Here is a 23,190-nt window from a genome sequence, read left to right on the forward strand (position 1 = left end):
GTCGGCGACGCGCTCGCCGCGTACAACCCCGTCTACGGGCACGGCATGGCGGTCGCGGCGCAGAGTGCCGTCGCGCTGCGCGACACGGTCCGCAGGCGGGGCTGGGGCAGCCCCGGGCTGGCCCGCGCCCTCCAGAAGGCGGTTGCCCGGCCGGTCAACGCGGCCTGGGACCTCGCCACCGGACAGGACGTCTTCTACCCGGGCGCGACGGAGAACGGCCCCACCCGCAGGGACAAGGTCCTCGCCGCGTACGTAGGCCGCCTCCTGCTCACCGCCACCGGCAACGGCCGCATAGCCCGCCGCTTCACCGACGTCTCGTCCCTGGAACGCGGCGCCCACGTCCTCCTCACCCCCCGTGTCCTCTGCGCCGCCGTGGCCGGCCCCCTCAAGCCCCAGCTCACCGGCCCCCCGCTCACGGCCGAGGAGTGGAAGGCCGCCACCCCCTAGGGCCCGGGGCGCGCGGCGAAAACGCCTGGCCCGGCTGCACGCCGGTTGTTAGCCTGCGGCCGGATCAGCAGGAGACCGCCGTACGAGGATGGAGTCCACCGTGGCCCGCAGTGCCGCACGTGCCCGGATCGCACTCGCCACCTACGACCCGGGCGAGGAGCCCAGCGCCGACCGCGATCTGCCGGTGCTGACGGCGGCGCTGGCGCAGGCGGGAGCCGAGGTCCGTGCGGTGTACTGGGACGATCCCGGTGTCGACTGGGCGGCGTTCGACCTGGTCGTGATCCGGTCCACCTGGGACTACAGCTGGCGGGCCGCGGAGTTCGTGGCCTGGGCCGAGCGCTGCGGGCGGATGACCCGGCTGGCCAACCCGGCGGGCGTGGTGCGGTGGAACGCCGACAAGCGATACCTCGGAATCCTGGCGGAGGCGGGCGTCCCGGTGGTGCCGACCCGGTATGTGGCGCCCGGTGAGTCCGTCGGCCTCCCCGACGACCGCGAGTTCGTCGTGAAACCCACCGCGGGCGCGGGCGCCCGCTACGCCGCCCGGTACGCCCCCGAGGACCGGGAGACGGCCGCGGCGCAGCTCGCCCGGATGCACGCCGAGGGGCTGACCGCGATGGTCCAGCCGTACGTGAAGAACATCGACGCCGGGGGCGAACGAGCGCTCCAGTTCTTCGGCGGGCACCTGGTGCACGCCAGCAGGAAGGGCGCCGTACTCGAGTCCGGCACCTCCTTCGACGCGAAGAAGGTGGCACACCCCCGGTTGGAGCCCTGGCAGCCCACCCCGGCCGAACTCTCCGTCGCCGAGCGGGCGTTGGCGGCCGTCCCCGACGCCGGTGAACTGCTCTACGCCCGGGTGGACCTGGTGGACGGTGACGACGGCGAGCCGTGCGTGATGGAGCTTGAGCTGATCGAGCCCAACCTCTTTCTGTGGCTGCACCCGGAGTCGGTCCCCGTGGTCGCGGAGGCGATCGTCACGGCTGCCCCCTGACGCCCACCCGCTGCAACAGCCCCCAGGTGAACTCCGCCGCGCACTCCTGTCGTACGCCCGACGCGTCGGGGGCCGTGAACGCCAGCCCCCAGCGGGTCGGGGCGGTGCCCTCCAGGGGCCGGACGGGGGCGAAGGCGCGGGCCGCCTCGTCGACGGTGCAGGACCAGGGGGTGAGGTCGTCGAGGGTGTCGAGCGCCGGGCCGGGGGCGCCCGGCGCCCGCACCAGCCATTCGTTCCAGGCCACCCCGTTCGGCGCGACCAGGACCTCGAAGCGGAGGTCGGGCCACAGGGGGACGGGCCAGAGACGCGCCTCGCAGGACAGGTCGCCGATCCGCCGGGGGACGACCGACTCGGGGGTGCCGAGGATCGAGCGGTAGCGGGCGGTCGCCGCCCTGGTGCGTGGGGCGTGCAGCATCGCCTGCCAGCGGCGGTTGGCCTCGCGCATGCCGGCGATGGAGACGCCCAGCTCGTGCCGGGCGTCCTCCACCAGGTCAGGGTTGTGATCCGCCATCCGGCGCAGCAGGACCAGCTGGAAGTCCAGAGGGGTGAAGGGGGTCGTGGGGCGTTTCGCGGGCGGCATGGGATCCATCGTCGCGCACCCGCGGAGCGCCCGGACGGCGGCCGTCCGTGAGGAAGAGGACCGAGTTCACGTAGCGGGGGCCTTGCGGGGGCAGCACCCTGCGCAGCAGACCGCGCGAGACGACGTGGCAGGTGCGGGCCTGGTGGGTCTCCAGGTCGAAGGACGCCAGGGGCTGCCAGGTGTCGCCGGGCAGGACCCAGCCCTCGTAACCCAGCCCGGCGAGGTGGTCGACGACGGGGGCGATGGGCTGGATACGGAACTCCAGCTCGACGAAGAGGGCCGGGCGGTCGCGGGTGAGGAGGGTGCTCGCGCCGTGCAGGACGGCCAGTTCGTTGCCGTCCACGTCGATCTTCATGAAGTCGACGTCGTGCAGGTCCAGGCTGTCCAGGGTCAGACAGGGGACGTCCAGGGCACGGGCGTGGATGTCCCGGCGGACGAGGGAGGACACCCCCCGGTCACCGGCGTCGTCCGCGGGCAGCCACAGGTGGGCGGTGCCCTCGTGGTCGGAGGCGGCGGCGTGCACCACCCGGACGTTCGAGGGGGCCCCGGAGGTGAGGAGCCGGGCCAGGTGCGGGACCGGTTCGACGGTCACCACGCGGTCCGCCAGGCCTGCCAGCCGGTGCGTCCAGGGGCCGTACCAGCCGCCCACGTCCACCGCCGTGCGGCTGCCGGCCGGGCAGAGGTCGGACAGCCGGGCCAGTTCGGGCTCGAAGCGCGGATAGACGCGACGAGCGGTCGCGGCGACCAGCCGGGTGGGGACGAGGCGGGCCAGCCGCGCGGTCAGGGTCGTCGTGGAGCCGGTCGCCGGACCGGTCGCGGGGCCGCTCATGGGGTCATCCGCTTCAGGAGTTCCTCGTGTTCGTCCTCGTCGACCTGTTCCCCCGAGGACGGCAGCAGTTGCGGAATGCCGTCCAGGATCGCGTAACGGCGTTGCAGGCGGGGGTTGTAGAGGGCGGCCTCCGACCCCGGGGACTCATCGGGTACGAGCAGATGGAGCGGGCCCTTGTCCAACGGGCAGGCCAGGATCTTCAGCAACGGGTCGTCGGGGTTCACGGGGGAGTCAACTCCTTGGTGGCAACGGAAGGTTGGGGCGCGGTGTCGTGCTTGGGCATGGCGAGCAGGACGGAGACCGCGAGTGCCGTGCCCGCCAGGCGCAGGGCGAGCCGCACCGGTTCGTGCGGCAGCGCCTCGCCGAACGCCAGAGTGCCCAGCACGGCCGTGAACAGACAGGTCACCGTCGTACAGACCGGCACGATCAGCGAGGCCCGGCAGCGCTGCAACGCGGCCTGCGACATGACCAGACCGAACGCGCCGGTGAAGACCAGGAGATAGGGGTACGGGGAGCGCAGCAGGCCGGCCAGCGCCCCGAGCGGTCCACTGGCCGTCAGATAACTGGACATGCCCTTGATGGCGAGCGAGCTCACCCCGTACAACAGGCCCACCGCCACGCCGTACTCGACGCCGGTGGTCGGCATCCGGTGCCGGTGCCGGGAGCGCCGCTCGGCCGCTCCGTACAGCCAGATGCCCAGCGCCAGGGACGGCAGGCAGACGGTGAGGATCAGCGGCGCCGGGGCGCTCTGGCTGACCCTGTCCGAGTCCTCGCTCAGGGACAGCACCACCATCAGCAGGGCGGCGAGGATCGCGCCGAGCGCGTACCGTTCCCGGCCGGTCGTCTCCTCGCCGAGCAGCCGGGAGGAGAGCAGCACCAGGATGACGAGCCCGGAGACGAAGATGCCCTGGGCGGCGGCGATGGGAAGCGTGCGGTAGACGGCGAGCTGCGCGCCGAACCCGGCGGCGAGGGACAGCGAACCGCCGATCCACAGCGGGCTGCCCAGGACCAGACGCAACAGGCGGGCGGGGCGGCGGATGTCCACCTCGGGCATGGCCGCCAACGCGCGTTTCTCCAGGACGAATCCGGTGCTGTAAAGAACGTTCGCCAGCAGAGCCGCGGCCACTCCCCACCACATGGGCTACGTCCTTCGGGCGTGCAGCAGGAGGATCGAGGACAGCGAGGGGGCGGCGCAGGCCAGGCGGTCCAGCGGGCGCAGCGGACGCGGTACGCCGTGGAAGGGCGCGCCCCGGAGCGCGACGACCTCGAAGCCCGACGCCGTCACGAACTCCCGCAGCGCGCGCGGTGTGTAGAGCCGCAGATGCCCCACGACCTCCTTGCCCGGCCGGCCGTGGATCGCGCGCAGGCTCACCTCGGAGAACACCGGCTGCACGCCGGCCAGCAGGAGGGCGCGGTTGTACCAGGCGGCGAGGTTCGGCGTGGACAGCATCAGGTGGCCTCCGGGGCGCAGCACCCGGCGGATCTCGTCGAGCGCCGAGTCCGGGTCGACGAGGTGCTCGACCACCTCGCTGAACAGCACCGCGTCGGCCGCCGCCGTCGTGAACGGCAGCCCTCCGTCGGTGAGTTCGCCGCGGATCGCGTACGGCACATGGGCGTGCGCCCGCCTGAGGGCGTCCTGCGACCAGTCGACCCCGACGAGGCGGTGCCCGGCGAGAAGGGGGGCCGCGGTCGCCGCGGCGCTGCCGTCGCCGCAGCCGATGTCCAGGACGGTCTTCGCGCCCTCCGTCGCCGGGCCGAGCGCCGCGGCGAGCATGCGGGCCTGGCGCAGACTGCGCGCGCCGCCGGAGGCGACGGGAACGGCCGGGTCCTCGTAGAAGTCGCGAAGTCCTCGGCGTACGGCACCTGGTGTCCGGTCCGCCGCGGGAGCCTTTGCCGTCATGGGCCCTTCTCCTGTGTCGCGTGCAGATAGTGCTCGAAGAGGTCGCGGAGGTGCGCGCCGTCACCGTGGCTGAGCAGGGAGCGCGACCAGCGCAGCGCGACGTGCAGGCGGCCGGCGGTGGAGGCGGTGGTGACCGTCAGGCCGCGGGGCATCCGGGCGGGCGCCGAGAACCAGACCGCGGTGGCGCGGCCCGCCGTCTCCCCGAAGTCCAGCGCGTACGGGATCCGGCCGATGTTGCTCAGCAGGGTGGTCGACGTCCAGGGGGCGGCGGCCCTGCGCAGGCCCCGGGTGACGGCGGCGCGCCAGGACACCGGGACCACGGGAGCGGTCAGCAGGGCGGCGCCGTGGCCGAGCTGGGGGCGCTCCGCGGACTTCAGCGCCTGGGTGCGCAGCGCGGTGCGGCGCAGCAGCGCGCCCATCTCCCTCTCGTCCAGCTCCTCGGGCGCGAAGGTCACTTCGACGAGTCTCGTGCCGTTCCCGATGGGCATGTCCATATCCCTGGAGCGGTCGTCGACCGGCATGGTGATCCGCAGCGGGCGCCGCCTGGCGCCGTGCTCCCGGTTCCAGTGGGCGAGCATCAGGGCGGTGGTGACCATGAGCTGGTCGTTCACCGTGTAGAGGGAGCCCTTGGGGCGGCGCGGGACGCTGAGTTCGGTGACGAGCAGGCCGTTGCCCGGGGAGGAGTCGGGGCTGCCCGGGGCCACCCGGGCGGGCGGGGCCCAGGTGGAGGGGGTCTCCACCCGCTCGGCCTCGGGGGCGCCGGGGGTGCGTACGGGGGGTGCGGTGGGGGAGTTGTCCCGGCCGCCGTACAGCTCCGCCGCCGTGGCCAGGATGCGGAGGCAGGCGGGGCCGTCGATCGCCGTGTGGCTCATGGTGAGGAAGAGGACGGTGCCCCGGGTCGCGCTGTCCCCGTCGACGACCTCCAGGCGTACCGGCGGTGCGGCCGTCAGCGGCGGTGCGGTGCTCAGCGCCCGGTCGCGGGCGTGCTTGAGGGCGTTCCGGTCCGGCGGCGGGAACGTCACGACCTCCTGGTCCGGTTCCTCGGCGAGCTCCCACTCGTACCGCAGCCGGTACCAGGACCCCGGCGCCTCCCGGATCAGGGCGCGGGGGTGCCTGCGCAGAGCCTCGGTGAAGGCCGAGCGCAGCCGGGCGTGGTCCAGCGGGCCGGGCAGATGGATCTCGATGTGGACCGTCTCCGGCTCCGCCTCCTGGAGGCAGTGCCGGGACACCTCGTCGACGACGGGGAAGGGGACACGGGTGGGCGGACGGACCGGTCCCTCCGCGCCGTTGCGTGCCGGGTGCCCGACAGCCGTCATGTGGCCTCGCCCCTCCCCGTGTCGTCCGAGGGTGTCGTTCTCGGCCTCCGCCCGCGGAACGGGATCCGGGTCGTCGGGGGGTCGGCCTCCCGCTGGGCGTGGCCGGGCCCCCGCGCGGAGACCGTCGGCCCCGACGCCGCCCGCTCCTCCGGCGCGCGGGGACGGGTCGCGGGCGCGGCAGGCAGGGGCTCCGTGTGAGGCGGCGGCGGCTGCTCGCCGAACGCACCGGGACCGCCGTGCTCGCCCCGCACCCGCTGCGGCAGCGGTGCCGTCGGCGCCTCCGAACCGGAGGGTTCCCACCGCCACGGCGGACCGGCGGGGTCGGACTCCCTGACGCTCACCAGCGCCGCGAACAGGCCGATCAGCGCCAGCAGTTGAGCAGCCGCGGAGAACGCCCCCGCGTCCGCGGACGGCGCGTCCCCGGCCCCCGTCGCGGCGGCGATCCCCGCCCCGGCGAACGCGAGGAACGCGATGGGTACGAGGAACGTGTGGCGCTTCCGGGCGAGCAGGGCCAGTGCCGGGACCAGCAGCGCGAAGAACCCGGCGATGACGATCCCGACCAGCGTGAGCGCGACCAGGCCCAGCCACACGCCGGGCCCCGACGGCACCGGCTGCGGCTCGTCCTGGCTGGGTGAGCGGCGGCGCCACAGGACGAGGCCCACGAGAACGGCCACGCCGACACCGCCGCCGATCAGCCCGGCCTCGTACGCCGTCGAGGGCTCGTACGACAGCTTGACCGTGCCGGCCGAGCCGGACGGGATCTGCCAGCCCTGCTGCCAGCCGTCGAGCCGTACCGGCGTGAGTTCCCTGCCGTCGAGCGTCGCCTTCCAGCCGTCGTTGAAGTTCTCGTACGTCGTCAGGTACGAGGCCGCGCCGGAGCCGACGGTCACCTCGCGGCGGTCGCCGAGCCAGTCGCGTATCCCCAGCTCACGTGCGGTGGTCGCCTCCTCCGTGACCGTTCCGCGGGTCAGCGTGACGTCGGTGACGGTGAGCGGTCCCGCGTCCCCGGCCTCGACCCGGTGCGAGCCGGAAGCGAGGTCCAACCCGGCGTTGTCGGCGCCCTCCTGGCAGAGCGTCAGGTCAATGGCCCGGCGTGCCGTCAGGTCCTCCACCGTCCCGGTCGCGCTCGTCTCGTACAGCTTCCCGTCGACCGCGAGCACCGGCCCCTTCCCGCAGGGGAGCGAGAACTCCCGGGTGCCGGACGGCTGTGGGGTGCGGTACTGGTCGAGCGCGGGGACGTACGCCTCCGTGAGGCCGACCGGGAGTCGCAGGTCGGCGCCCGCGACCGGGTTGTGGACGGTCAGCGGCGCGGTCTCCGTGACGGTGATGTCGAGCCGGTCGGTGGTGATGGGCTCGAAGCGGGCCCAGCCGTTCTCGTCGACACCGACGGTCGCCGCCCCGTCCGGGGAACTGATGGCGACCTTCGTGGGCCGGGTGGACAGGCCGCCCGCCGGGGCGAGCACGATCGAGGAGACCGCCTGCTTGTCCGGCCAGCTCAGGTGGATCGTCGGTTTGTCGCCCGCGATCCACGCCGTCGTCAGGTCGCCGTCCGTGAGGTTGCGCGCCGACAGACCCGCGCCGAGTCGCGCCGTCGAGTCCGCCGTCGCGACGATCCGGCTCTGCTGCTCGGGCGCGACCTCGTAGAGCAGCTTGTCGAGTTCCTCGCCCGGGACGGGGACCGCGCTCGCCCTGATCGCGTACGTTCCCGACGCCGAGGTCGAGAAGACACGGTGCAGGCCCGCCTCCGTGCCCGTCGGAGAGAGCCCGGTGGGGTCGGCGGAGCGGTGCAGGGAGACGATCTCGGCCGCGGCGTCCGAGTCGGCCGCGTCGGTCGGGAGCTTCAGCAGACGGGTCACCTGGACGTCCGGGATGTTGATCTCGGAGAAGCCGGCGCCGGTGAGACCCGCGTGCTGCTCGGTGGAGTCGACGATCGTGATTCTCAGCCAACTCGATTCGCCGGTGGGCGACTTGATGCTCTGCGTCAGGCCGTTCGGCTGGAGGTAGCTGGTGGCTCTGCCCCGCTCCGTCTCCACCCGCACCCGCGTCGCCGCGGACCGCACCCCGTCCTGCGCCAGCGGAGTCACCTTGAACGACGACGGCATGTCCACGGAGCCGGTGAAACCGATCCGCAGCCACTGTCCGTCGGCCGAGCCCGCCGCGCCCTCCGCCCACGCGGTGTCCGGATTGCCGTCGAAGGCGTTCACCGGGTCGTACTGCGGCAGGTAGAACAGCCAGTTGCCGGTCGAGGAGGCCGTCACCGAGCCGGCGCCGCGCAGTTCGGAGACCGTCTGGTGCTCGATGCCCTCCGTCGGCAGGATCTGGTGCGGCTTGTCACCCGGGTTCTGCGCGCTGTCGCTGTCGTTGCGCTGGTTCGCGGTGTACGTGTACGAGGTGTTGGCGTTGACCAGGCCGAAGCGGGTGTCGGCCCGCCGCAGCCCGTCGCCGAGCACCTGGACGGCCGGGGTGCCCAGGCCCGGATGGTTGTCGCCGGTGAGCACGGCGGCGCGGTCGCGCATCGCCGGGTCGGCGGCGAGCGGCAGGAGCGCCTCGGGTCCGCCGGAGACCACCGCGGTGTCGGCGATCGGCTTGAGCCCGGCCTGTCCCGGCCGCGGCACGTCCTCGCTCACCGGTTCGTAGATCTCCACGGACCGCTGGCGCGGATACAGGCCCTCGACCTGGAGGGGGGTGTCCTCGGCGATCCGGCCGCCCGTCATGACCGGACCGAAGCCCGTCACACGCTGGTAGCCCGACTGCTCCAGGGTCCGTTTCACGGTGACGGTCGGAACATAGCCGAGCTGGTCGGGGTCCAGGTCGTTGCGTACCACGACGTAGTAGAGGCCCGCCCGGCTCAAGTAGTCCGCCAGACCCGGGACTTCGGAGCCCGTCATCAGTGACTGCTCGACCGCGTCCATGGCCCGCCGGTTGCCCGCCGTGCCGAACGGGACGTAGTCGCGCTGCGCCCAGCGGGACTCGGCGAGGACGTCGAGGGGCTGGTCGATGGTGGAGCCCCAGGTGTAGATGCCGTGCGCGGTGGCGGGGACGACGAGGGCGCGGGAGTCGGGGGAGTACTTCTCCAGCCAGTCGGCGGTGGACTGCCAGTACTTGGGGAGCTCCTGGAAGGAACCCGGGTTCAGGATCGACCCGTTGAGATAGGGCCAGGCGAGTCCGGGGAGCACCAGGACAGCCGCTATCAGCGGGGCGAGACGGCGTCCGCGGACCTGTCTGGCCCCTCGCTCCTGCGAGGCGACCCCGACCAGGTGGGCCAGCCCGAGCACCAGCGCCAGCGCCAGTCCCACCTGGAACTTGTAGATGTTGCGGAAGGGGACGAGCCCGCCGTTCAGCAAGTCCTGGACCACGCCGTGGAAGGGCGCGCCGAACGAACCGCCGTACCCGGCAAGGGTGATGAGCGCGACGGACAGCACGGTGAGCACCAGCCAGCGCCGCTCGGGCAGGTCACGCCGGGCAAGACCGGCAAGACCCAGCGCCGCCGCGAACGCCGAGCAGACGATGACGATCACCGAGGACACCACGGTCCAGCCGGCCGGCAGCCAGGCCTCGCCGAAGTGCAGGTACGCGACCCAGTTCCCGGCGCCGCGCAGGGTCTCCGTCGCCGACATGGTGGCCGTGGTGGTCTGCGAAGTCTCCACGTACGGAAGGAAGTTCTCGCCGTAGATGCCCAGCATCAGCAGCGGGACCACCCACCAGGCGGTCGCCAGGATCACGCCCGGCACCCACCAGGTGATCAGCTTGCGCTGCCGGGGACCGCGCGGGCGGGAGAGGAGATACAGGCCGACGGGCAGCAGGGCGGCGAGTGTCGAGGCCGCGTTCACCCCGCCCATGAAGGGGATGACCAGCGCCGAGCGGAGGGCGGCGACCCGGGCGCTGTAGCGCTCGTCGGTGAGGGGGAGCAGGACCCAGGGGAGGAAGGCGCCGGGGAGCGCGGCGGCCGAGGTCGAGCCGACGACGATCGTGAACACCGGCCACAGCGCGTAGGCGGCGGCGGAGAGCAGCCGGGACGCGGGGGTGCCGATCCGCAGGCGCTCGGCCAGCCGCAGCGCACCCCAGAACGCGACCGACACGATCAGCGACATCCACAGCCGCTCGGCCAGCCACACCGGCAGGCTGATCAGCTTGCACAGGCCGTAGAACGGCAGCATCGGCCAGACATAGCCGACGAACTGGTCCTGGATGCCGCCGAAGCCGCCCCGGTCGTGCCACAACTGTCCGAGGTCGGACAGGAACTGCCACGGATCCAGCGCGACACCGAGCTTGGTGTCGAAGGTCGTCCGTCCGGGGTGCACGGCCAGGAACAGCACGAACACCACGGCCCAGAACCCCAGCAGCCACCGCCGCGACCGCGGCCCCTCCGGAGGGCCCGACCTGGTCGCGGTGGGGCGCACTGCTGCCGGGGGTGGAGCCTGGACCGTGCTCGTCATGGTGAGGACCGCCGGAGGATGAGGAGGAGATTCCAGGTGGCGAACTCGCGCAGCCCCGGCGCCTTCACGACGGCTCCCGCGAGAAACGGCCAGTAGCGGGAGCGCGCCGAGACGACCGTGACGTCGTCGCGGGCGCGCACCTGCCGAAGGGTGGTTCCGATGTGCACGGCGAAGAGGTTCTCGCCGAGGGTGTGCTTGGCCGGTTTTCCGGTGCGGCGGTGATAGCGGGCCCGCGCCCGCTCCGCGCCGAAGTAGTGCCAGGGCGCCCACTCGTGACCGCCCCACGGGGACAGCCAGTTGGTGAACGACACGTAGACGAGGCCGCCGGGCCGGGTCACCCGGACCAGCTCGCTGACGAACGTCTGCGGATCGGCCACGTGCTCAAGGACGTTGGACGAGAAACAGACGTCCGCGACCCCGTCCGCCAGCGGCAGCAGATAACCGTCCGCCACCACCGCCGAGTCGGGCGGCTTCGGCCCCAGCTCCGCCATGTCCGGCTCGAAGAGGTACGCCTGCGCCCCGCGCCGCCTGAACTCCTCGGTGAAGTACCCGCTGCCCCCGCCGACGTCCACGACGGTTCGGCCCGCCACGGCGCCGCCGTAGGCCTCGACCTGGTCGGCGGCGTCACGGGCGAGCAGCGAGTAGCAGGCCTCGGGGTCGTCCTGCTCGTGCAGGAAGGCGCGGAAGAGGGTCACCGAGCGGCGTATCGAGGGGTCCTTCATACGTTCGGTGGGGGCACTCAAGGGGCCCAGCCCCTCACCGCCTCCGCGGCCACCGCCCTGAACCGGCGGACCGTGTGGTCCCAGCGGTACTGCGCGGCCCGGTCGCGGGCCGACCTGCCCATCAGGGTCCGGCGGTGGGCGGACAGGGCGAGAGTGCACCAGGCCGCCGCGAACGAGGACTCCCCGCGGGCCAGTACCCCGGTCTCGCCGTCCACCACCGAGTCGCGCAGACCGGGTACGTCGAAGGCGACCGCCGGGGTCTCCCGGGCCGCGGCCTCGGTGACCACCAGGCCCCAGCCCTCCACCGCCGAGGGGTGCAGCAGCAGCCAGGCGGCGCACAGCAGCCGGTGCTTCTCGGCCTCGGAGACATGGCCGGCGAACTCAACTCCGGGGCCTGCGAGTTGCTCCAGACGCTCCCGCTCCGGGCCGTCTCCCACGATCACCAGACGGCCGCCGGTGACCGGGCGGACCCGCTCCCACAGCCGCAGCAGCAGATCGATCCGCTTGTACTCGACGAGTCTTCCCATCGCGACGAACAGCGGCTCCGGAGAGCGCGGACCCCGTGGGCCCGGCTCCTCGACCCCGTTGTGCACGACCCGGATCCGGTCCCGCTCGACGCCGATGTCGCGCAGCGCGTGTGCCGTCGAGGGAGAGACGGCTACCAGCAGGTTGCGGCGCTGCGCGGCGCCCGCCAGTGCCCAGTGCTCGAGTCTTCGGCCGATCCGGGCGGCGGGCGCCAGCGGTCCGCCGAACCGCATCCGCCACAGGTCGGTGTGCACGTGGTTGACCAGGCAGAGCGTGGGTCCGCGGTGCCACAGCGGCGCCAGGTACGGCATGCCGTTGGACACCTCGACCAGCAGGTCGCAGTCACCCACCTGGCGGTGGAAGGTGGGGCGGGCGCGCAGATAGTGCCCCAGGTCGCCGCCCGCCGACACGACCCGGTAGTCGCGATAGGCCGCGGGCCCGCCGCACAGCAGGGTGACCTGGTGGCCGAGCTGGGTCAGCCCCTCGGCGAGGCGGTCGACCAGCAGCTCGGAGCCGCCGGCCGCGGGGTTGTCGAGATCCCGGCGAGCGAGGAAGACGATACGGCGCGGCGCCTGGGGAAGCGCCGCGAGGTGCTGCGCGGAGCGCGGGGACGCCGCGCGCAGCGAGGACGGCACGTGCTGGGGCATGGGTGCTCCAACTCGTCTCAGGGTGCGGAACTCGGCGTGGGGGTCGGACGAGGTAAGGATCGAGGGTTGGTCGTACGGGTTCTGTAGGTCTGTGCGATTCGTGGGTACTGGCTGTATCGGGAGTGTGGGCGGGCTGTGTTCGGGTGGGGGTGGACAGTTTTCGCCCAGCGGTACCGTGCGGCTACTCACCCAAGTGATAATTTCCGGGGTTTGTGAGCTGACGCTTCATCACATCGTGGACGCAGGCTGGGATGACTCGGGCGTATCGGGATGCGGACGCCCGCGTACCACCAAAACGGCCCCCACCGCGGCGAGGACCAGCCCCAGCACACCCGCCCCGATCGGCAACGTCTGTCCCACCAGCCCCAGTTGGGCGCTCTCCTCGTCGGCCCGGTCCACCGCGAACTTCTGGGTGTCCGTGGTGAAGGCGAGCTTCTCGGAGTCCAGCAGTACCGCCGCGTCCTCGGTGCCGCCCGGTGCGCGCAGCGTCTTACGGGGTCCGGTCTGCGCGTACAGCACACGTCCTGTGCGCTGGTCGACGACGAGTTCGACGCCGTGGTTGGCGTACCACTCCTCGGCGAGCACCTGGCTGCGCTCGGGCTGGCCGACGATCGCGCCCGGTACCAGCCGCGTTCCGGTCTTGGTGGCCGGGACCGTGCCGGTGAACCGGTAACCCTCGTAGCCCTGGACCTTCTTGACGCCCCGGTAGTTCAGAGTGACCGTCGCGCCGAGGGAGTTGTCCCACCAGCGGTACGACCGTTTCTGCACGTCGAAGGGGAACTTGAGGTACGCCTCGCCCTGGATGTACGGCTTCTCCCGGCAGCAGTGCACCGGCTTGTTGGTCGTCCGGTCGCTGACCCACCGGTGCGGGGTGAACTCCAGTGCGTCGTGCGGGTCGGCGGCGGGCAGCGACTTGTCCGTGTCGACCGTGGTCGTCACGTCCCAGACCGCGTTTCCGCTGGTCTCGCTGGCGGCGACGTCACCGCGTACCCGCTGGGTGACGGTGATCCGCTGGTCGGGCACGGTCTTGACCTTCGTGACGTCGAAGACGCTGCCCGTGCCGGTGTAGACGGCGGTCTGGTCGATGTCGATCGGATTCACGGCGGCATGTGGTTTTACGTACCACGCGAGCAGTGGGGCCAGCACGAGGAGAAAGGTCCCGAGGCCCAGCAGAACGAGGGAGACGGGCGAGGCTTTCCGGTGCATCCGGGCACTCCAGAGGGCGTGAGGCGGTTCGACACGCGGGGTCGTGCGGCGGGTCGACACCGTGGGGAAAGTGCACCCGCGGTATGGGCCGGGAACCGTAGGCGCACCCTTGACGGAGTGTCAATGCATTGTCGAGACTGTGGACTTGCCGGACGGGACCGGCGAACATCGGGAACGCACCACGGGGAACGGGCAGGGGTCGCCGACCGCACGGCCATGGGACGACCATGACCGCGGACGCGGCGGCCGGGGTGGGGACGACCTCCGAAAGAGAGGCTGACCCTCGATGTCCAGACTGCTCGCCGCCGCACTGACCGTCCTGGCCGCCACCGCACTCGCGGTGGGTGCCGCCCTCGGCATCGTCGCGCTGCTCGAAGCGACCCCCGACCAGCCGAACACCCCGCTCATCACCTACGAGAACGCCGGGCAGGAGCGCTGACGTGCGCCCACCCCCGTCGCGCGCGGGAACGATGAGGCCGGCCTCCGTGGTGCCCCACGCCGGGATCTCCGGTCCACCACACACCGGGGCCCCGGCGGTGACCTCCGTCGCGCCGCGCGCCACGACGCCCCGCGCGGGAACCCCGACCGTGAGCTCCGTCACCCTCCGCACCGCGCCGCTCCGGCCCGGAGCCCCGAAGTGACCCCCCGCCCCGGAATCGTCACCACGCGCTCGGCGTGGCGTGACGTGCCGCGGCTCCAGGTGCGCCAGTTCTCGGCGCTCGCGATGGCCGAGGCGCCGGTGCTCGCGGAGGAGATCCTTCAGGAGATCCGGCACGAGTACCCGACGCTGCCCGTGTTCCTCGACGACTCGGGCGAGCCGATGGCGCTGATCGGCATCCGCCGGGCCATCGAGGTGTTCGTGCAGCAACTGGAGACCGCCGAGGGCCGCCCCCGCGTCCACCCCGAGGTCTTCCAGGAGTTCGGCCGCGGTGAGGGACTCAACGGCCGCAGCCTCGACTCGCTCCAGGCGATCTACCGGCTCGGAGTCCGGCTCGCCTGGCGCCGCTTCGCCGAGATCGGTCAGCGCGTCGAGATCCCGCCACCGGCGATGTACGACCTCGTCGACGCCGGCTACGAGTACCTCGACGGCCTGGTCAACCAGTCCGTACGCGGCTACGCCGAGGCCGCCGCCCGCCAGGCGGGCGAACGCCTGCGTCTCCAGCGCCGGCTGATGGAACTCCTGCTCTCCGAGCACCACCACCGCGGCGACCCCGCCGAAGCGCTTGTCGAACGTGCCGCCCGCATCGGCTGGCCGCTGCCCGACAAGGTAGCCGTCGGCGTACTGCGGCGCCCCGCCCGCGAGGCCGTCGCCCCCGCCGTGGGCCAGGGCGTGCTGCTCGACATGGAGTACGAGCAGCCCCGCATGGTCGTGCCCGAACCGGACGCCGCGGGCCGCCCCGAACTGCTGCACCGCGCGCTGACCGGCTGGTCCGGCGCCATCGGCCCCCCGGTGCCGCTCGCCGACGCGGCGAAGTCGCTGCGCTGGGCGGAGGCCGCCGTACGCCTGATGGAGCGGCACCTGCTCCCGGCGGGCGAGGTCCTGCACTGCACGGAACACACCGAGGCACTCGTCCTCCTCCAGCCCGAGGAACTCATCGACGACCTCGCCCTGCGCTGCCTCGCGCCCCTCGCGCACTGCGGGCCCACCCACGGCAGACGCCTCGCCGAGACCCTGCTCGCCTGGCTGGAGACACGCGGTGGCGCTCCCGAGGTCGCGGCCCGCCTCGGCGTCCACCCGCAGACCGTCCGCTACCGCCTGCGCCAGATCCGGGAACTGTGGGGCGACGAGGTCGACGACCCCGACCGCCGCTTCGAGCTGGAGCTGGTGCTCAGGGCCCAACGCCTGCGCGGTGAACTCGGCGACCCCCGAACACGGCGGTAGTCACACGGGGAACGGTGGCGCTCAGGTACCCCTCAGGTGGCCCACCGTCACTCACAGCGCACACCCATTGCCCACCCAACACCACTATGCGTAACCTGTGTTCGCCATGCCGATCGTCTGTTGAAATTTCGAACACAAGAGAGGGGGCCGGTTGTGGGACGACTCGTGCCTGCCGTGACCCGAGCTCTGGACATCCTCGAGCTCTTCCTCGACGGGGACGGCACGCTCTCCGCCCCCGACATCGTGCGCAGGCTGCAACTGCCGCGCACGACCGTGCACGAGCTGGTCACCACGCTCGCCGCCCGCTCGTACATCGTGCAGGTGCCGGGCCAGCCCGGACGCTACCGGCTCGGTGTGCGGCCGTACCAGCTCGGCAGCCGGTACGCCGAGCAGCTCGACCTCGCCGCCGAGGGCCAGCAGGTCGCCCGCACGGTCGCCGAGACCTGCGACGAGACCGTGCACGTGGCCATCCTGGAGGGCACCGACGTCATCTACATCGCGAAGGTGGACTCCACGCACGCGGTGCGCATGGTGTCCGCCGCCGGCCGTCGGCTGCCCGCCCACTGCACCTCCGTGGGCAAGATGCTGCTCGCCTCGCTCTCCGGGCCCGAGCTGACCTCTCGCGTCCCCGACGACGCCGAACTGGTCGCTATGACGCCCAACAGCATCACCGATCCCGCCGCGCTGCGCGAGGCCCTCACCGAGATCCGCGGCCGGGGCATCGCCGTGGAGAGCCGCGAGTCCAACCCGGACGTCAGTTGCGTCGCCGCCCCGGTGCGCGACCGTACGGGCCAGGTCGTCGCCGCCCTCTCCATCTCCGTACCGATGATCCGCTGGAGCGACGAGCGCCGGGACGAACTGGAGCAGCTCGCCGCGAAGGGTGCCGCCGACCTGTCCGAGCGGCTCGGCCACCGGAGCGTGGGATGACGGCGGTCGAGGTCGCCGTGCGTGAGCGGGCGGCGCTGGGGGAGGGGCCCACCTGGGACTCCCGGGAGCAGCGGCTGATCTGGGTCGACATCCTCGGCTCGCGGATCCACACCTACGACCCGTCAGGCGGGCGGCGCACGGTCATGGTCACCGAGCAGCACGTGGGCGCCGCGAAGCCGCGCGCGGGCGGCGGTCTGGTGGCCAACCTCCGTGACGGCGTGGCGGTCTACGACGGCATCGACGGCTTCCGGTGGCTGCACCGCGAGGTCGTCCCCGGCCGCCGCGGCAACGACGCGGCGGTCGCGCCGGACGGCGCCCTGTGGATCGGCACCATGCGCTACGACGAGGCGCCGGGCGGCGGCACCCTGTCCCGGCTCGCCCCCGACGGCACCGCGAGGACCGTCCTCGGCTCCGTCGCCGTCAGCAACGGCACTGGCTGGAGCCCCGACGGGCGGCTGATGTACTACATCGACTCGCCGACCCGCAGGATCGACGTGTTCGACGTGGGCGACGACCAACTGCCGGCCAACAGACGGCAGTTGGCGGCGATTGACGAGGGCTTCCCGGACGGGCTCACCGTCGACGCCGACGGCTGCGTGTGGGTCGCCCTCTGGGACGGCGGCGCGGTCCGCCGCTACACCCCGGACGGGAGGCTCGACCGCGTGATCGAGCTGCCCGTACTCCGCCCCACCGCCTGCGCGTTCGGCGGCGCCGACCTCACCGACCTGTACATCACCACGGCTCGTACGGGCCTGGAGGCACCGCATCCGCTCTCCGGCTCGGTGCTGGTGGTGCCCGGCGCCGGAAAGGGCGTGGCGCAACCCGCGTTCGCCGGCTAGCCACACCCGCGACACCCCCGAAGTCCCCGACCGGTTGCTGGTCGGGGACTTCTGATTTTGCGCAGACCATTGACGGGAAAGCGCTTCCTACTTACGGTCCCGTTCGAAGTTGCGAGCGTTCTCCGAAATATCGAACGCAAAAACTCCGACAGTTAGGGCAGGGCATGGGACGACCTGACCTGAATCGCAGGCACTTCCTGGCGGGACTGGGCGGACTGACGGTCGCCGGCAGCCTCGGCTTCGCCGCGCTCGGCACCGGCGCGGACGCGCTCGCCTCCGGCGCGGACACCCGTGTCCGCTACTGGAACCTCTTCAGCGGCGGCGACGGCTACAACATGATCGCGATGCTCGACGCCTTCCGTAAGGCGAACCCGGACATCGACGTCAAGGACTCCACCCTCCAGTGGGGCAGCCCCTTCTACACCAAGCTGGCCATGGCGGCGGCCGGCAACCGCGCACCCGACCTCGGCGTCATGCACCTGGGCCGGGTCACCGGCTTCTCGCCGGGCCGGCTCCTGGACCCGTGGGACGTCGAGCTGCTCGCCAAGTACGGCGTGCGGGAGGCGGACTTCAACCCCGAGCTGTGGAAGCGCGCCGTCATCGACGGCAAGCTCTACGCCCTTCCCCTCGACATCCACGTCCAGCTCTGCTTCTACCGCAAGGACGTGCTGAAGAAGGCGGGCCTGCTCGGCGACGACGGCAGGATGGTGCCGGTCACCTCCGCCGACGAGTGGTTCGACGTGTTGAAGGAGGCCAAGAAGGCCACCAGGAAGGGCCTGCAGACCATCGGCATGTGGTCCGGCGACCAGAACTTCCAGTGGTGGTTCTTCGTCGCCTTCTACACCCAGCTCGGCGGCACCTGGTTCGACGACGCCAACGCCGAGGTCACCTTCGACACCGAAAAGGCCACCCAGGTACTGGAGTTCCTTCGGCGGCACATCACCGACGGCTACTCCGACCCGGGCTTCGCGGGTGGCGCGGGCGCCGAACAGTTCGTCAACGGCGGGCCGTTCGTCTGGGAGGGCAACTGGTCGGTGCCGGTCTACGACGGCGCGAGGATCGAGTACGGCGCGACCCCGCTGCCGCCCGTGTTCGGCGAGCAGGCCACCCACGCCGAGTCGCACGCCTTCGTGCTGCCGCACCAGTCCGGCCGCGGCGGAGCCGCCGACGAGGGCGCGCACCAGCTCGCCGCCTACATCGTCCAGCACGCCGAGCAGTGGGCGGCCGGCGGCCACATCCCCGCGTACACGCCGACCCTCTCCACGGCCGCCTACCAGAAGCTGAACCCGCAGAGCGAGTACGTCTCGGCGATGGACCACCAGGCCACCGAGCCGAAGGTGTGGTTCGCAGGGTCCACCGGCATCCTCGCCCAGCGCGTCGGCCCGGTCGTCGTCTCCTCCACGATGGGCTCCGCCAAGCCGGACGCCGCCGCCCGCGGCATGAAGAGCACGCTCACCGAACTGCTCGCCATGAAGAACCCCATGGACGGCAGGACCGCCGCGCAGGGAGGTGCGGTCGCATGACGACGACCAGCGCACAGACCGTCATCGCGCCGACCCGCGCACGGACCGCGGCGAACAGCGCCACCGTCCGCCGCAGGCAGGGCTTCCAGCACGGCGCCTGGTTCGTCGCCCCGTTCCTCGTGCTGTTCACGCTGTTCGTGATCTGGCCGCTGCTGCGCGGCTTCTACCTCAGTTTCACGGACGCCAACATCTCCGGCGACGCCACGAACCTCATCGGCCTCGACAACTACCGCGAGGCCCTGGGCGACCCGCTGGTGTGGGAATCCCTAGGCCACAGCGCTTACTTCACGCTCCTGGTCGTGCCCTGCATCACCGTCCTCGCCTTCCTCCTCGCCATGCTCGCCCACCACATCGAGCGCGGCAGATGGCTGTGGCGGCTGTGCTTCTTCGCCCCGTTCCTGCTGCCGTCCACCGTCGCCGCCAACCTGTGGCAGTGGCTGTTCAACCCCGGCACCGGAATGGTCGACTTCGTCTTCGGCGGAGAGACGCCCTGGCTCACCGACAAGTCGTACGCCATGCTCGCCGTCGTCATCTGCACCTTGTGGTGGACGGTCGGCTTCAGCTTCCTGCTCTACCTCGCCGCCCTCCAGGGCATCCCCGCGCACCTCTACGAGGCCGCCAAGCTGGACGGCGCGAACGCCTGGCACCGCATGGTCCACATCACCCTGCCGTTGCTGCGGAACATCACCGGCCTCGTCCTCGCCCTGCAGATCCTCGCCTCGCTCCAGGTCTTCGACCAGGCCGTGGTCATGATGGACTTCCTGCCCGGACCCGAGGGCTCCACCAGGACGTTCGTGCAATACACCCTCGAAGAGGGCTTCACCAGCTACCGCGTCGGCTACGCCTCCGCGATCTCCATCATCTTCTTCGTGATCATCGCGGCCGTCGCCCTCGCCCGGATGTGGCTGCTGCGCAACCGTGAGGAGGGCGGCCGATGAGCACCACCGCACAGACCCGCGACGAGGCCCCGGCGCGTACAGGTGACGCGCCACGTGTACGCACCAGGACCCGCAAGGCCTGGACCCCCAGCCAGATCGTGCTCACCCTCCTCGCCACCGCGGTCTCCGCGGTGTTCCTCGCGCCGCTCCTCTGGGCCCTGTTCACCTCCCTGAAGTCCGAGACCGAGGCCGTCGAGGTGCCGACGCACTGGCTGCCGAAGGTGTGGACGACCCAGGCGTGGCGGGCCGTCTTCGAGACCGGCAACATCACCAACTGGTTCGTGAACTCGCTGGTGGTCTCGGTCTGTGTGACGGCCGTGGTGCTGTTCGTGAGCGCCCTCGCCGGATACGGCTTCGCCCGCACGGAGTTCCGCGGCAAGAACGCCCTGCTGGGCCTGGTCATGACCGGCCTGATGGTCTCGCCCGCGGTCCTCGGCGTGCCGCTCTTCACCACCGTGCAGCAGATGGGAATGGTCGACACCTACTGGGGCATGATCCTGCCGCAGTGCGCGCCCGCCGCGATGGTCTACATCCTCTACAAGTTCTTCCAGGGCATCCCGCGCGAGCTGGAGGAGGCCGCCTTCATCGACGGCGCGGGCCGCTGGCGGGTCTTCTTCACCATCGTGCTCCCGCTCTCCCGCCCCTCCCTCGCGGCGGTCGGCATCTTCACCTTCATCGCGTCCTGGAACAACTTCCTGTGGCCGTACATGGTGACCAACAACCCCGACCTGATGACCATGCCGAACGGCATCGCGACCGTCATGAACTCCTACGGCATCCAGTGGGCCCAGCTCATGGCAGGCGGCCTGATGGCGGGCCTGCCGCTGATCATCGTCTTCGTCTTCTTCCAGCGCCAGATCGTCGCGGGTGTCGCGCACACCGGCCTCGCGGGCCAGTAACTCCCGACAAGGAGCTACCAGTTGAAGCACATCAGACTCGCGACGGTACTCGCCGCCGCCTTCCTCGCCCTGCTGCCGACAACAGCACAGGCCGCCGCCTACCCCGACCCCGTCCAGATCACCGGACAGCAGATCATCCACGACCCGACCGTCATCCGCCTCAACTCCGGTGAGTACGCGGCTTATTCGACCGGCGGGGTGATCGGCGCCCGCCTGTCGACGGACGGCCGGCACTGGAACGACGCGGGCAACGCCTTCGCCGGGCCGCCGAGCTGGTGGTACGAGTACAACGCCACCGGCGACCCCTGGGCCCCCGACATCTCCTACCGCGCGGGCAAGTACTGGCTGTACTACGCGGTCTCCTCCTGGGGCACCAACCACTCCGCGATCGGCGTCGCCACCTCCACCTCCGGACGGCCCGGCACCTGGACCGACCAGGGCAAGGTCCTCACCTCGGAGACGACCGACACCTGGAACGCCATCGACCCGGCGATCACCAGTGCCGGCGGCAGACTGTGGATGGCGTTCGGCTCGTACTGGACCGGCGTCCGCATGGTCGAGCTGAACCAGGCCACCGGAAAGGCGATCCCCGGCACGACCGTCCACCACCTGGCGACCCGCCCGGACGCCCCGTACGCGGTCGAGGGCCCGTACATCGTCCAACACAGCGGCTACTACTACCTCTTCGCCTCCTACGACGCGTGCTGCGCGGGCGTCAACTCCACCTACAGGATCAGGGTCGGCAGGTCGGCCTCGGTGACCGGCCCGTACCTGGACAGCACGGGCAAGCCGCTTCTCAACGGCGGCGGCGACCTCCTCCTGGAGGGCCACGGCCGGTACGTCGGAACGGGCGGCCAGTCGGTCTTCCGCGACAACGGCCAGGACTGGCTGGCCTACCACTACTACGACGCGCAGGACGCGGGCACCCCGAAGCTGGGGCTGAACCGGCTTGGCTGGAAGGCCAACGGCTGGCCCCAGGTCCTCTAGGGGCGCGGGGCTGTATCGATATGCGGCTCCACCGCGTGAGCGCGAACAGCCCCCCGCCCCCGCGGACGGAACTGAACCACCGAAAGGAAAAGATGCGCACCGCCCACTTCACCCTCGACCCCGCCTTCACCATCGGTGACGTGAACCCCCGTCTCTTCGGCTCGTTCGTGGAACACCTCGGCCGCTGCGTGTACACCGGCATCCACGAGCCCGGGCACCCCACCGCCGACGAGGCGGGCCTGCGCCAGGACGTCCTCGACCTGGTCCGGGAACTCGGCGTCACCACCGTCCGCTACCCCGGCGGCAACTTCGTCTCCGCCTACGACTGGGAGGACTCGGTGGGCCCCGTCGAGGACCGCCCCCGTCGCCTGGACCTGGCCTGGCGCTCCACGGAGACCAACCGCTTCGGCCTGTCCGAGTTCATCGCCTTCCTCAAGAAGGTCGGCCCCCAGACCGAGCCCATGATGGCCGTCAACCTCGGCACCCGAGGCGTCCCCGAGGCACTGGCGCTCCAGGAGTACGCCAACCACCCCTCGGGGACGGCCCGTTCGGACCTGCGAGTGGCGCACGGCGACAAGGACCCCTTCGGGATCCGGCTGTGGTGCCTCGGCAACGAGATGGACGGGCCCTGGCAGACGGGGCACAAGACGGCGGAGGAGTACGGCCGCCTCGCCGCCGAGACCGCCCGCGCGATGCGGCAGATCGACCCGGACCTCGAACTCGTCGCCTGCGGTTCCTCGGGCCAGGGCATGGAGACGTTCGCCGCCTGGGAGGCGACCGTGCTCGAGGAGACGTACGACCTCGTCGACCACATCTCCCTGCACGCCTACTACGAGGAGAACGACGGCGACCGGGACTCCTTCCTGGCCTCCGCCGTCGACACCGAGTCCTTCATCGAGAACGTCGTGGCGACCTGCGACCACATTGGCGCCCGCCTCAAGTCGAAGAAGAAGATCAACCTCTCCTTCGACGAGTGGAACGTCTGGTACCAGAGCCGCCCCAACCCGCACCCCGTCGAGGACTGGCAGGAGGCCCCGCGCATCCTGGAGGACGTCTACTCCGTCACGGACGCCGTCGTCTTCGGCTCGCTGCTCATCGCGCTGCTGCGGCACGCGGACCGGGTGACGGTCGCCTGCCTCGCCCAGCTCGTCAACGTCATCGCCCCGATCATGACGGAGCCGGGCGGCCCGGCCTGGCGGCAGACGACCTTCTTCCCCTTCGCGCAGACCTCGAAGTACGGGCGCGGCCGGGTCCTCGACGTACGGGTGGACTCGCCGACGTACGGGACGAGGAAGTACGGCGAGACGGACCTGCTGCACGCCACGGCCGTGCGCGCCGAGGACGGCTCGGTCACCGTCTTCGCGGTCAACCGTGGCCAGAGCGAGCCGCTGCCGCTCGAAGTCACCCTGAACGGAATGGGGTTGACGAAGGTGATCGAGCACAGTGCGATCGCCGACGCCGACCCGGACGCCGTCAACACACTGGAGGACCAGGAGCGGGTCACCCCGCACCGGGTCGAGGGGACCGCTCTCCAGGACGGCACGCTGACCGCCGTCCTGGAGCCGCTGTCCTGGAACGTGATCCGGCTCGGCTAACGAC

At 71.6% G+C, this 23,190-nt stretch carries 20 protein-coding genes and 1 pseudogene; 11 read left to right on the plus strand and 10 right to left on the minus strand.

All coding sequences use genetic code 11. The annotated features are described in order from the left end of the window. Both ACIBLC_RS37610 and ACIBLC_RS37615 read left to right on the plus strand, forming a co-directional pair. Positions 1-447, plus strand: a pseudogene (locus ACIBLC_RS37610) (pyridine nucleotide-disulfide oxidoreductase); the annotation flags it as partial. Positions 448-535: 88 nt separating this feature from the next. Further along, on the plus strand, positions 536-1,435 hold the full coding sequence (locus ACIBLC_RS37615) for a RimK family alpha-L-glutamate ligase (protein WP_399215958.1): 900 nt from the start codon (positions 536-538) through the stop codon (positions 1,433-1,435). Here ACIBLC_RS37615 and ACIBLC_RS37620 read toward each other — a convergent pair. The 10 genes from ACIBLC_RS37620 to ACIBLC_RS37665 form a co-directional block, all read right to left on the minus strand. Beyond that, complete coding sequence (locus tag ACIBLC_RS37620; RefSeq protein WP_399215959.1) at positions 1,419-2,024, minus strand: hypothetical protein; 606 nt, start codon at positions 2,022-2,024, stop codon at positions 1,419-1,421. The two genes, ACIBLC_RS37615 and ACIBLC_RS37620, sit on opposite strands and share 17 nt — an antisense overlap. Continuing rightward, positions 1,927-2,844 carry an FkbM family methyltransferase gene (locus ACIBLC_RS37625; protein ID WP_399215960.1) on the minus strand — a complete coding sequence of 306 codons (918 nt, stop codon included), beginning with the start codon at positions 2,842-2,844 and terminating at the stop codon, positions 1,927-1,929. Before ACIBLC_RS37625 ends, ACIBLC_RS37620 begins: the two co-directional genes overlap by 98 nt. Beyond that, the gene (locus ACIBLC_RS37630; protein WP_399215961.1) at positions 2,841-3,068 is read right to left on the minus strand and encodes a Trm112 family protein; all 228 of its coding nucleotides are present in this window, start codon (positions 3,066-3,068) and stop codon (positions 2,841-2,843) included. Before ACIBLC_RS37630 ends, ACIBLC_RS37625 begins: the two co-directional genes overlap by 4 nt. Beyond that, positions 3,065-3,970: a hypothetical protein gene (locus ACIBLC_RS37635; protein ID WP_399216021.1), complete on the minus strand. Its 906-nt coding sequence runs from the start codon at positions 3,968-3,970 to the stop codon at positions 3,065-3,067. The genes ACIBLC_RS37630 and ACIBLC_RS37635 overlap by 4 nt, the downstream gene beginning before the upstream one ends. Before the next feature lie 15 nt (positions 3,971-3,985). Then, positions 3,986-4,744 (minus strand): class I SAM-dependent methyltransferase, encoded by a 759-nt coding sequence (locus tag ACIBLC_RS37640; protein ID WP_399215962.1) that lies wholly within the window; start codon positions 4,742-4,744, stop codon positions 3,986-3,988. Next, on the minus strand, positions 4,741-6,060 hold the full coding sequence (locus ACIBLC_RS37645; protein WP_399215964.1) for a condensation protein: 1,320 nt from the start codon (positions 6,058-6,060) through the stop codon (positions 4,741-4,743). The genes ACIBLC_RS37640 and ACIBLC_RS37645 overlap by 4 nt, the downstream gene beginning before the upstream one ends. Then, positions 6,057-10,496, minus strand: a complete 4,440-nt coding sequence (locus ACIBLC_RS37650; RefSeq protein WP_399215965.1) for an alpha-(1->3)-arabinofuranosyltransferase — start codon at positions 10,494-10,496, stop codon at positions 6,057-6,059. Before ACIBLC_RS37650 ends, ACIBLC_RS37645 begins: the two co-directional genes overlap by 4 nt. Then, positions 10,493-11,218: a class I SAM-dependent methyltransferase gene (locus ACIBLC_RS37655; protein WP_399216022.1), complete on the minus strand. Its 726-nt coding sequence runs from the start codon at positions 11,216-11,218 to the stop codon at positions 10,493-10,495. Before ACIBLC_RS37655 ends, ACIBLC_RS37650 begins: the two co-directional genes overlap by 4 nt. A 17-nt stretch (positions 11,219-11,235) precedes the next feature. Then, positions 11,236-12,390: a glycosyltransferase family 4 protein gene (locus tag ACIBLC_RS37660; RefSeq protein WP_399215966.1), complete on the minus strand. Its 1,155-nt coding sequence runs from the start codon at positions 12,388-12,390 to the stop codon at positions 11,236-11,238. A gap of 228 nt (positions 12,391-12,618) precedes the next feature. Further along, positions 12,619-13,596: a DUF3068 domain-containing protein gene (locus tag ACIBLC_RS37665; RefSeq protein WP_399215967.1), complete on the minus strand. Its 978-nt coding sequence runs from the start codon at positions 13,594-13,596 to the stop codon at positions 12,619-12,621. A gap of 286 nt (positions 13,597-13,882) precedes the next feature. Here ACIBLC_RS37665 and ACIBLC_RS37670 point away from each other — a divergent pair, with 286 nt between their 5' ends. From ACIBLC_RS37670 to ACIBLC_RS37710, 9 genes are all read left to right on the plus strand, one after another. Continuing rightward, on the plus strand, positions 13,883-14,035 hold the full coding sequence (locus ACIBLC_RS37670) for a hypothetical protein (protein WP_399215968.1): 153 nt from the start codon (positions 13,883-13,885) through the stop codon (positions 14,033-14,035). Positions 14,036-14,233: 198 nt separating this feature from the next. Next, the gene (locus ACIBLC_RS37675) at positions 14,234-15,478 is read left to right on the plus strand and encodes a PucR family transcriptional regulator (protein WP_399215969.1); all 1,245 of its coding nucleotides are present in this window, start codon (positions 14,234-14,236) and stop codon (positions 15,476-15,478) included. A gap of 153 nt (positions 15,479-15,631) precedes the next feature. Beyond that, positions 15,632-16,405, plus strand: a complete 774-nt coding sequence (locus tag ACIBLC_RS37680; RefSeq protein ID WP_399215970.1) for an IclR family transcriptional regulator — start codon at positions 15,632-15,634, stop codon at positions 16,403-16,405. Then, positions 16,402-17,244 (plus strand): SMP-30/gluconolactonase/LRE family protein, encoded by an 843-nt coding sequence (locus ACIBLC_RS37685; protein WP_399215971.1) that lies wholly within the window; start codon positions 16,402-16,404, stop codon positions 17,242-17,244. Before ACIBLC_RS37680 ends, ACIBLC_RS37685 begins: the two co-directional genes overlap by 4 nt. A gap of 164 nt (positions 17,245-17,408) precedes the next feature. Then, a complete protein-coding gene (locus ACIBLC_RS37690; RefSeq protein ID WP_399215972.1) occupies positions 17,409-18,767 on the plus strand; it encodes an extracellular solute-binding protein in 1,359 nt (452 codons plus the stop codon). After that, positions 18,764-19,705, plus strand: coding sequence for a carbohydrate ABC transporter permease (locus ACIBLC_RS37695; protein ID WP_399215973.1), 942 nt, complete (start codon positions 18,764-18,766; stop codon positions 19,703-19,705). Before ACIBLC_RS37690 ends, ACIBLC_RS37695 begins: the two co-directional genes overlap by 4 nt. Further along, on the plus strand, positions 19,702-20,604 hold the full coding sequence (locus ACIBLC_RS37700; RefSeq protein WP_399215974.1) for a carbohydrate ABC transporter permease: 903 nt from the start codon (positions 19,702-19,704) through the stop codon (positions 20,602-20,604). The genes ACIBLC_RS37695 and ACIBLC_RS37700 overlap by 4 nt, the downstream gene beginning before the upstream one ends. Positions 20,605-20,625: 21 nt before the next feature. Continuing rightward, positions 20,626-21,591 (plus strand): arabinan endo-1,5-alpha-L-arabinosidase, encoded by a 966-nt coding sequence (locus ACIBLC_RS37705; protein WP_399215975.1) that lies wholly within the window; start codon positions 20,626-20,628, stop codon positions 21,589-21,591. 92 nt (positions 21,592-21,683) lie between these two features. Further along, positions 21,684-23,186: an alpha-N-arabinofuranosidase gene (locus ACIBLC_RS37710; RefSeq protein WP_399215976.1), complete on the plus strand. Its 1,503-nt coding sequence runs from the start codon at positions 21,684-21,686 to the stop codon at positions 23,184-23,186. Positions 23,187-23,190 lie beyond the last annotated feature (4 nt).

This window comes from Streptomyces sp. NPDC050535 (assembly GCF_044457665.1).
Lineage (GTDB): Bacteria > Actinomycetota > Actinomycetes > Streptomycetales > Streptomycetaceae > Streptomyces.

Excerpts from the sequence above, each read along its gene's own strand:
- ACIBLC_RS37615 (WP_399215958.1), top strand. The coding sequence starts at position 536 with ATGGAGTCCACCGTGGCCCGCAGTGCCGCACGTGCCCGGATCGCACTC.
- ACIBLC_RS37620 (WP_399215959.1), bottom strand. The coding sequence starts at position 2,024 with ATGGATCCCATGCCGCCCGCGAAACGCCCCACGACCCCCTTCACCCCT.
- ACIBLC_RS37625 (WP_399215960.1), bottom strand. The coding sequence starts at position 2,844 with ATGAGCGGCCCCGCGACCGGTCCGGCGACCGGCTCCACGACGACCCTG.
- ACIBLC_RS37640 (WP_399215962.1), bottom strand. The coding sequence starts at position 4,744 with ATGACGGCAAAGGCTCCCGCGGCGGACCGGACACCAGGTGCCGTACGC.
- ACIBLC_RS37645 (WP_399215964.1), bottom strand. The coding sequence starts at position 6,060 with ATGACGGCTGTCGGGCACCCGGCACGCAACGGCGCGGAGGGACCGGTC.
- ACIBLC_RS37650 (WP_399215965.1), bottom strand. The coding sequence starts at position 10,496 with ATGACGAGCACGGTCCAGGCTCCACCCCCGGCAGCAGTGCGCCCCACC.
- ACIBLC_RS37655 (WP_399216022.1), bottom strand. The coding sequence starts at position 11,218 with ATGAAGGACCCCTCGATACGCCGCTCGGTGACCCTCTTCCGCGCCTTC.
- ACIBLC_RS37660 (WP_399215966.1), bottom strand. The coding sequence starts at position 12,390 with ATGCCCCAGCACGTGCCGTCCTCGCTGCGCGCGGCGTCCCCGCGCTCC.
- ACIBLC_RS37665 (WP_399215967.1), bottom strand. The coding sequence starts at position 13,596 with ATGCACCGGAAAGCCTCGCCCGTCTCCCTCGTTCTGCTGGGCCTCGGG.
- ACIBLC_RS37670 (WP_399215968.1), top strand. The coding sequence starts at position 13,883 with ATGTCCAGACTGCTCGCCGCCGCACTGACCGTCCTGGCCGCCACCGCA.
- ACIBLC_RS37685 (WP_399215971.1), top strand. The coding sequence starts at position 16,402 with ATGACGGCGGTCGAGGTCGCCGTGCGTGAGCGGGCGGCGCTGGGGGAG.
- ACIBLC_RS37690 (WP_399215972.1), top strand. The coding sequence starts at position 17,409 with ATGGGACGACCTGACCTGAATCGCAGGCACTTCCTGGCGGGACTGGGC.
- ACIBLC_RS37695 (WP_399215973.1), top strand. The coding sequence starts at position 18,764 with ATGACGACGACCAGCGCACAGACCGTCATCGCGCCGACCCGCGCACGG.
- ACIBLC_RS37700 (WP_399215974.1), top strand. The coding sequence starts at position 19,702 with ATGAGCACCACCGCACAGACCCGCGACGAGGCCCCGGCGCGTACAGGT.
- ACIBLC_RS37710 (WP_399215976.1), top strand. The coding sequence starts at position 21,684 with ATGCGCACCGCCCACTTCACCCTCGACCCCGCCTTCACCATCGGTGAC.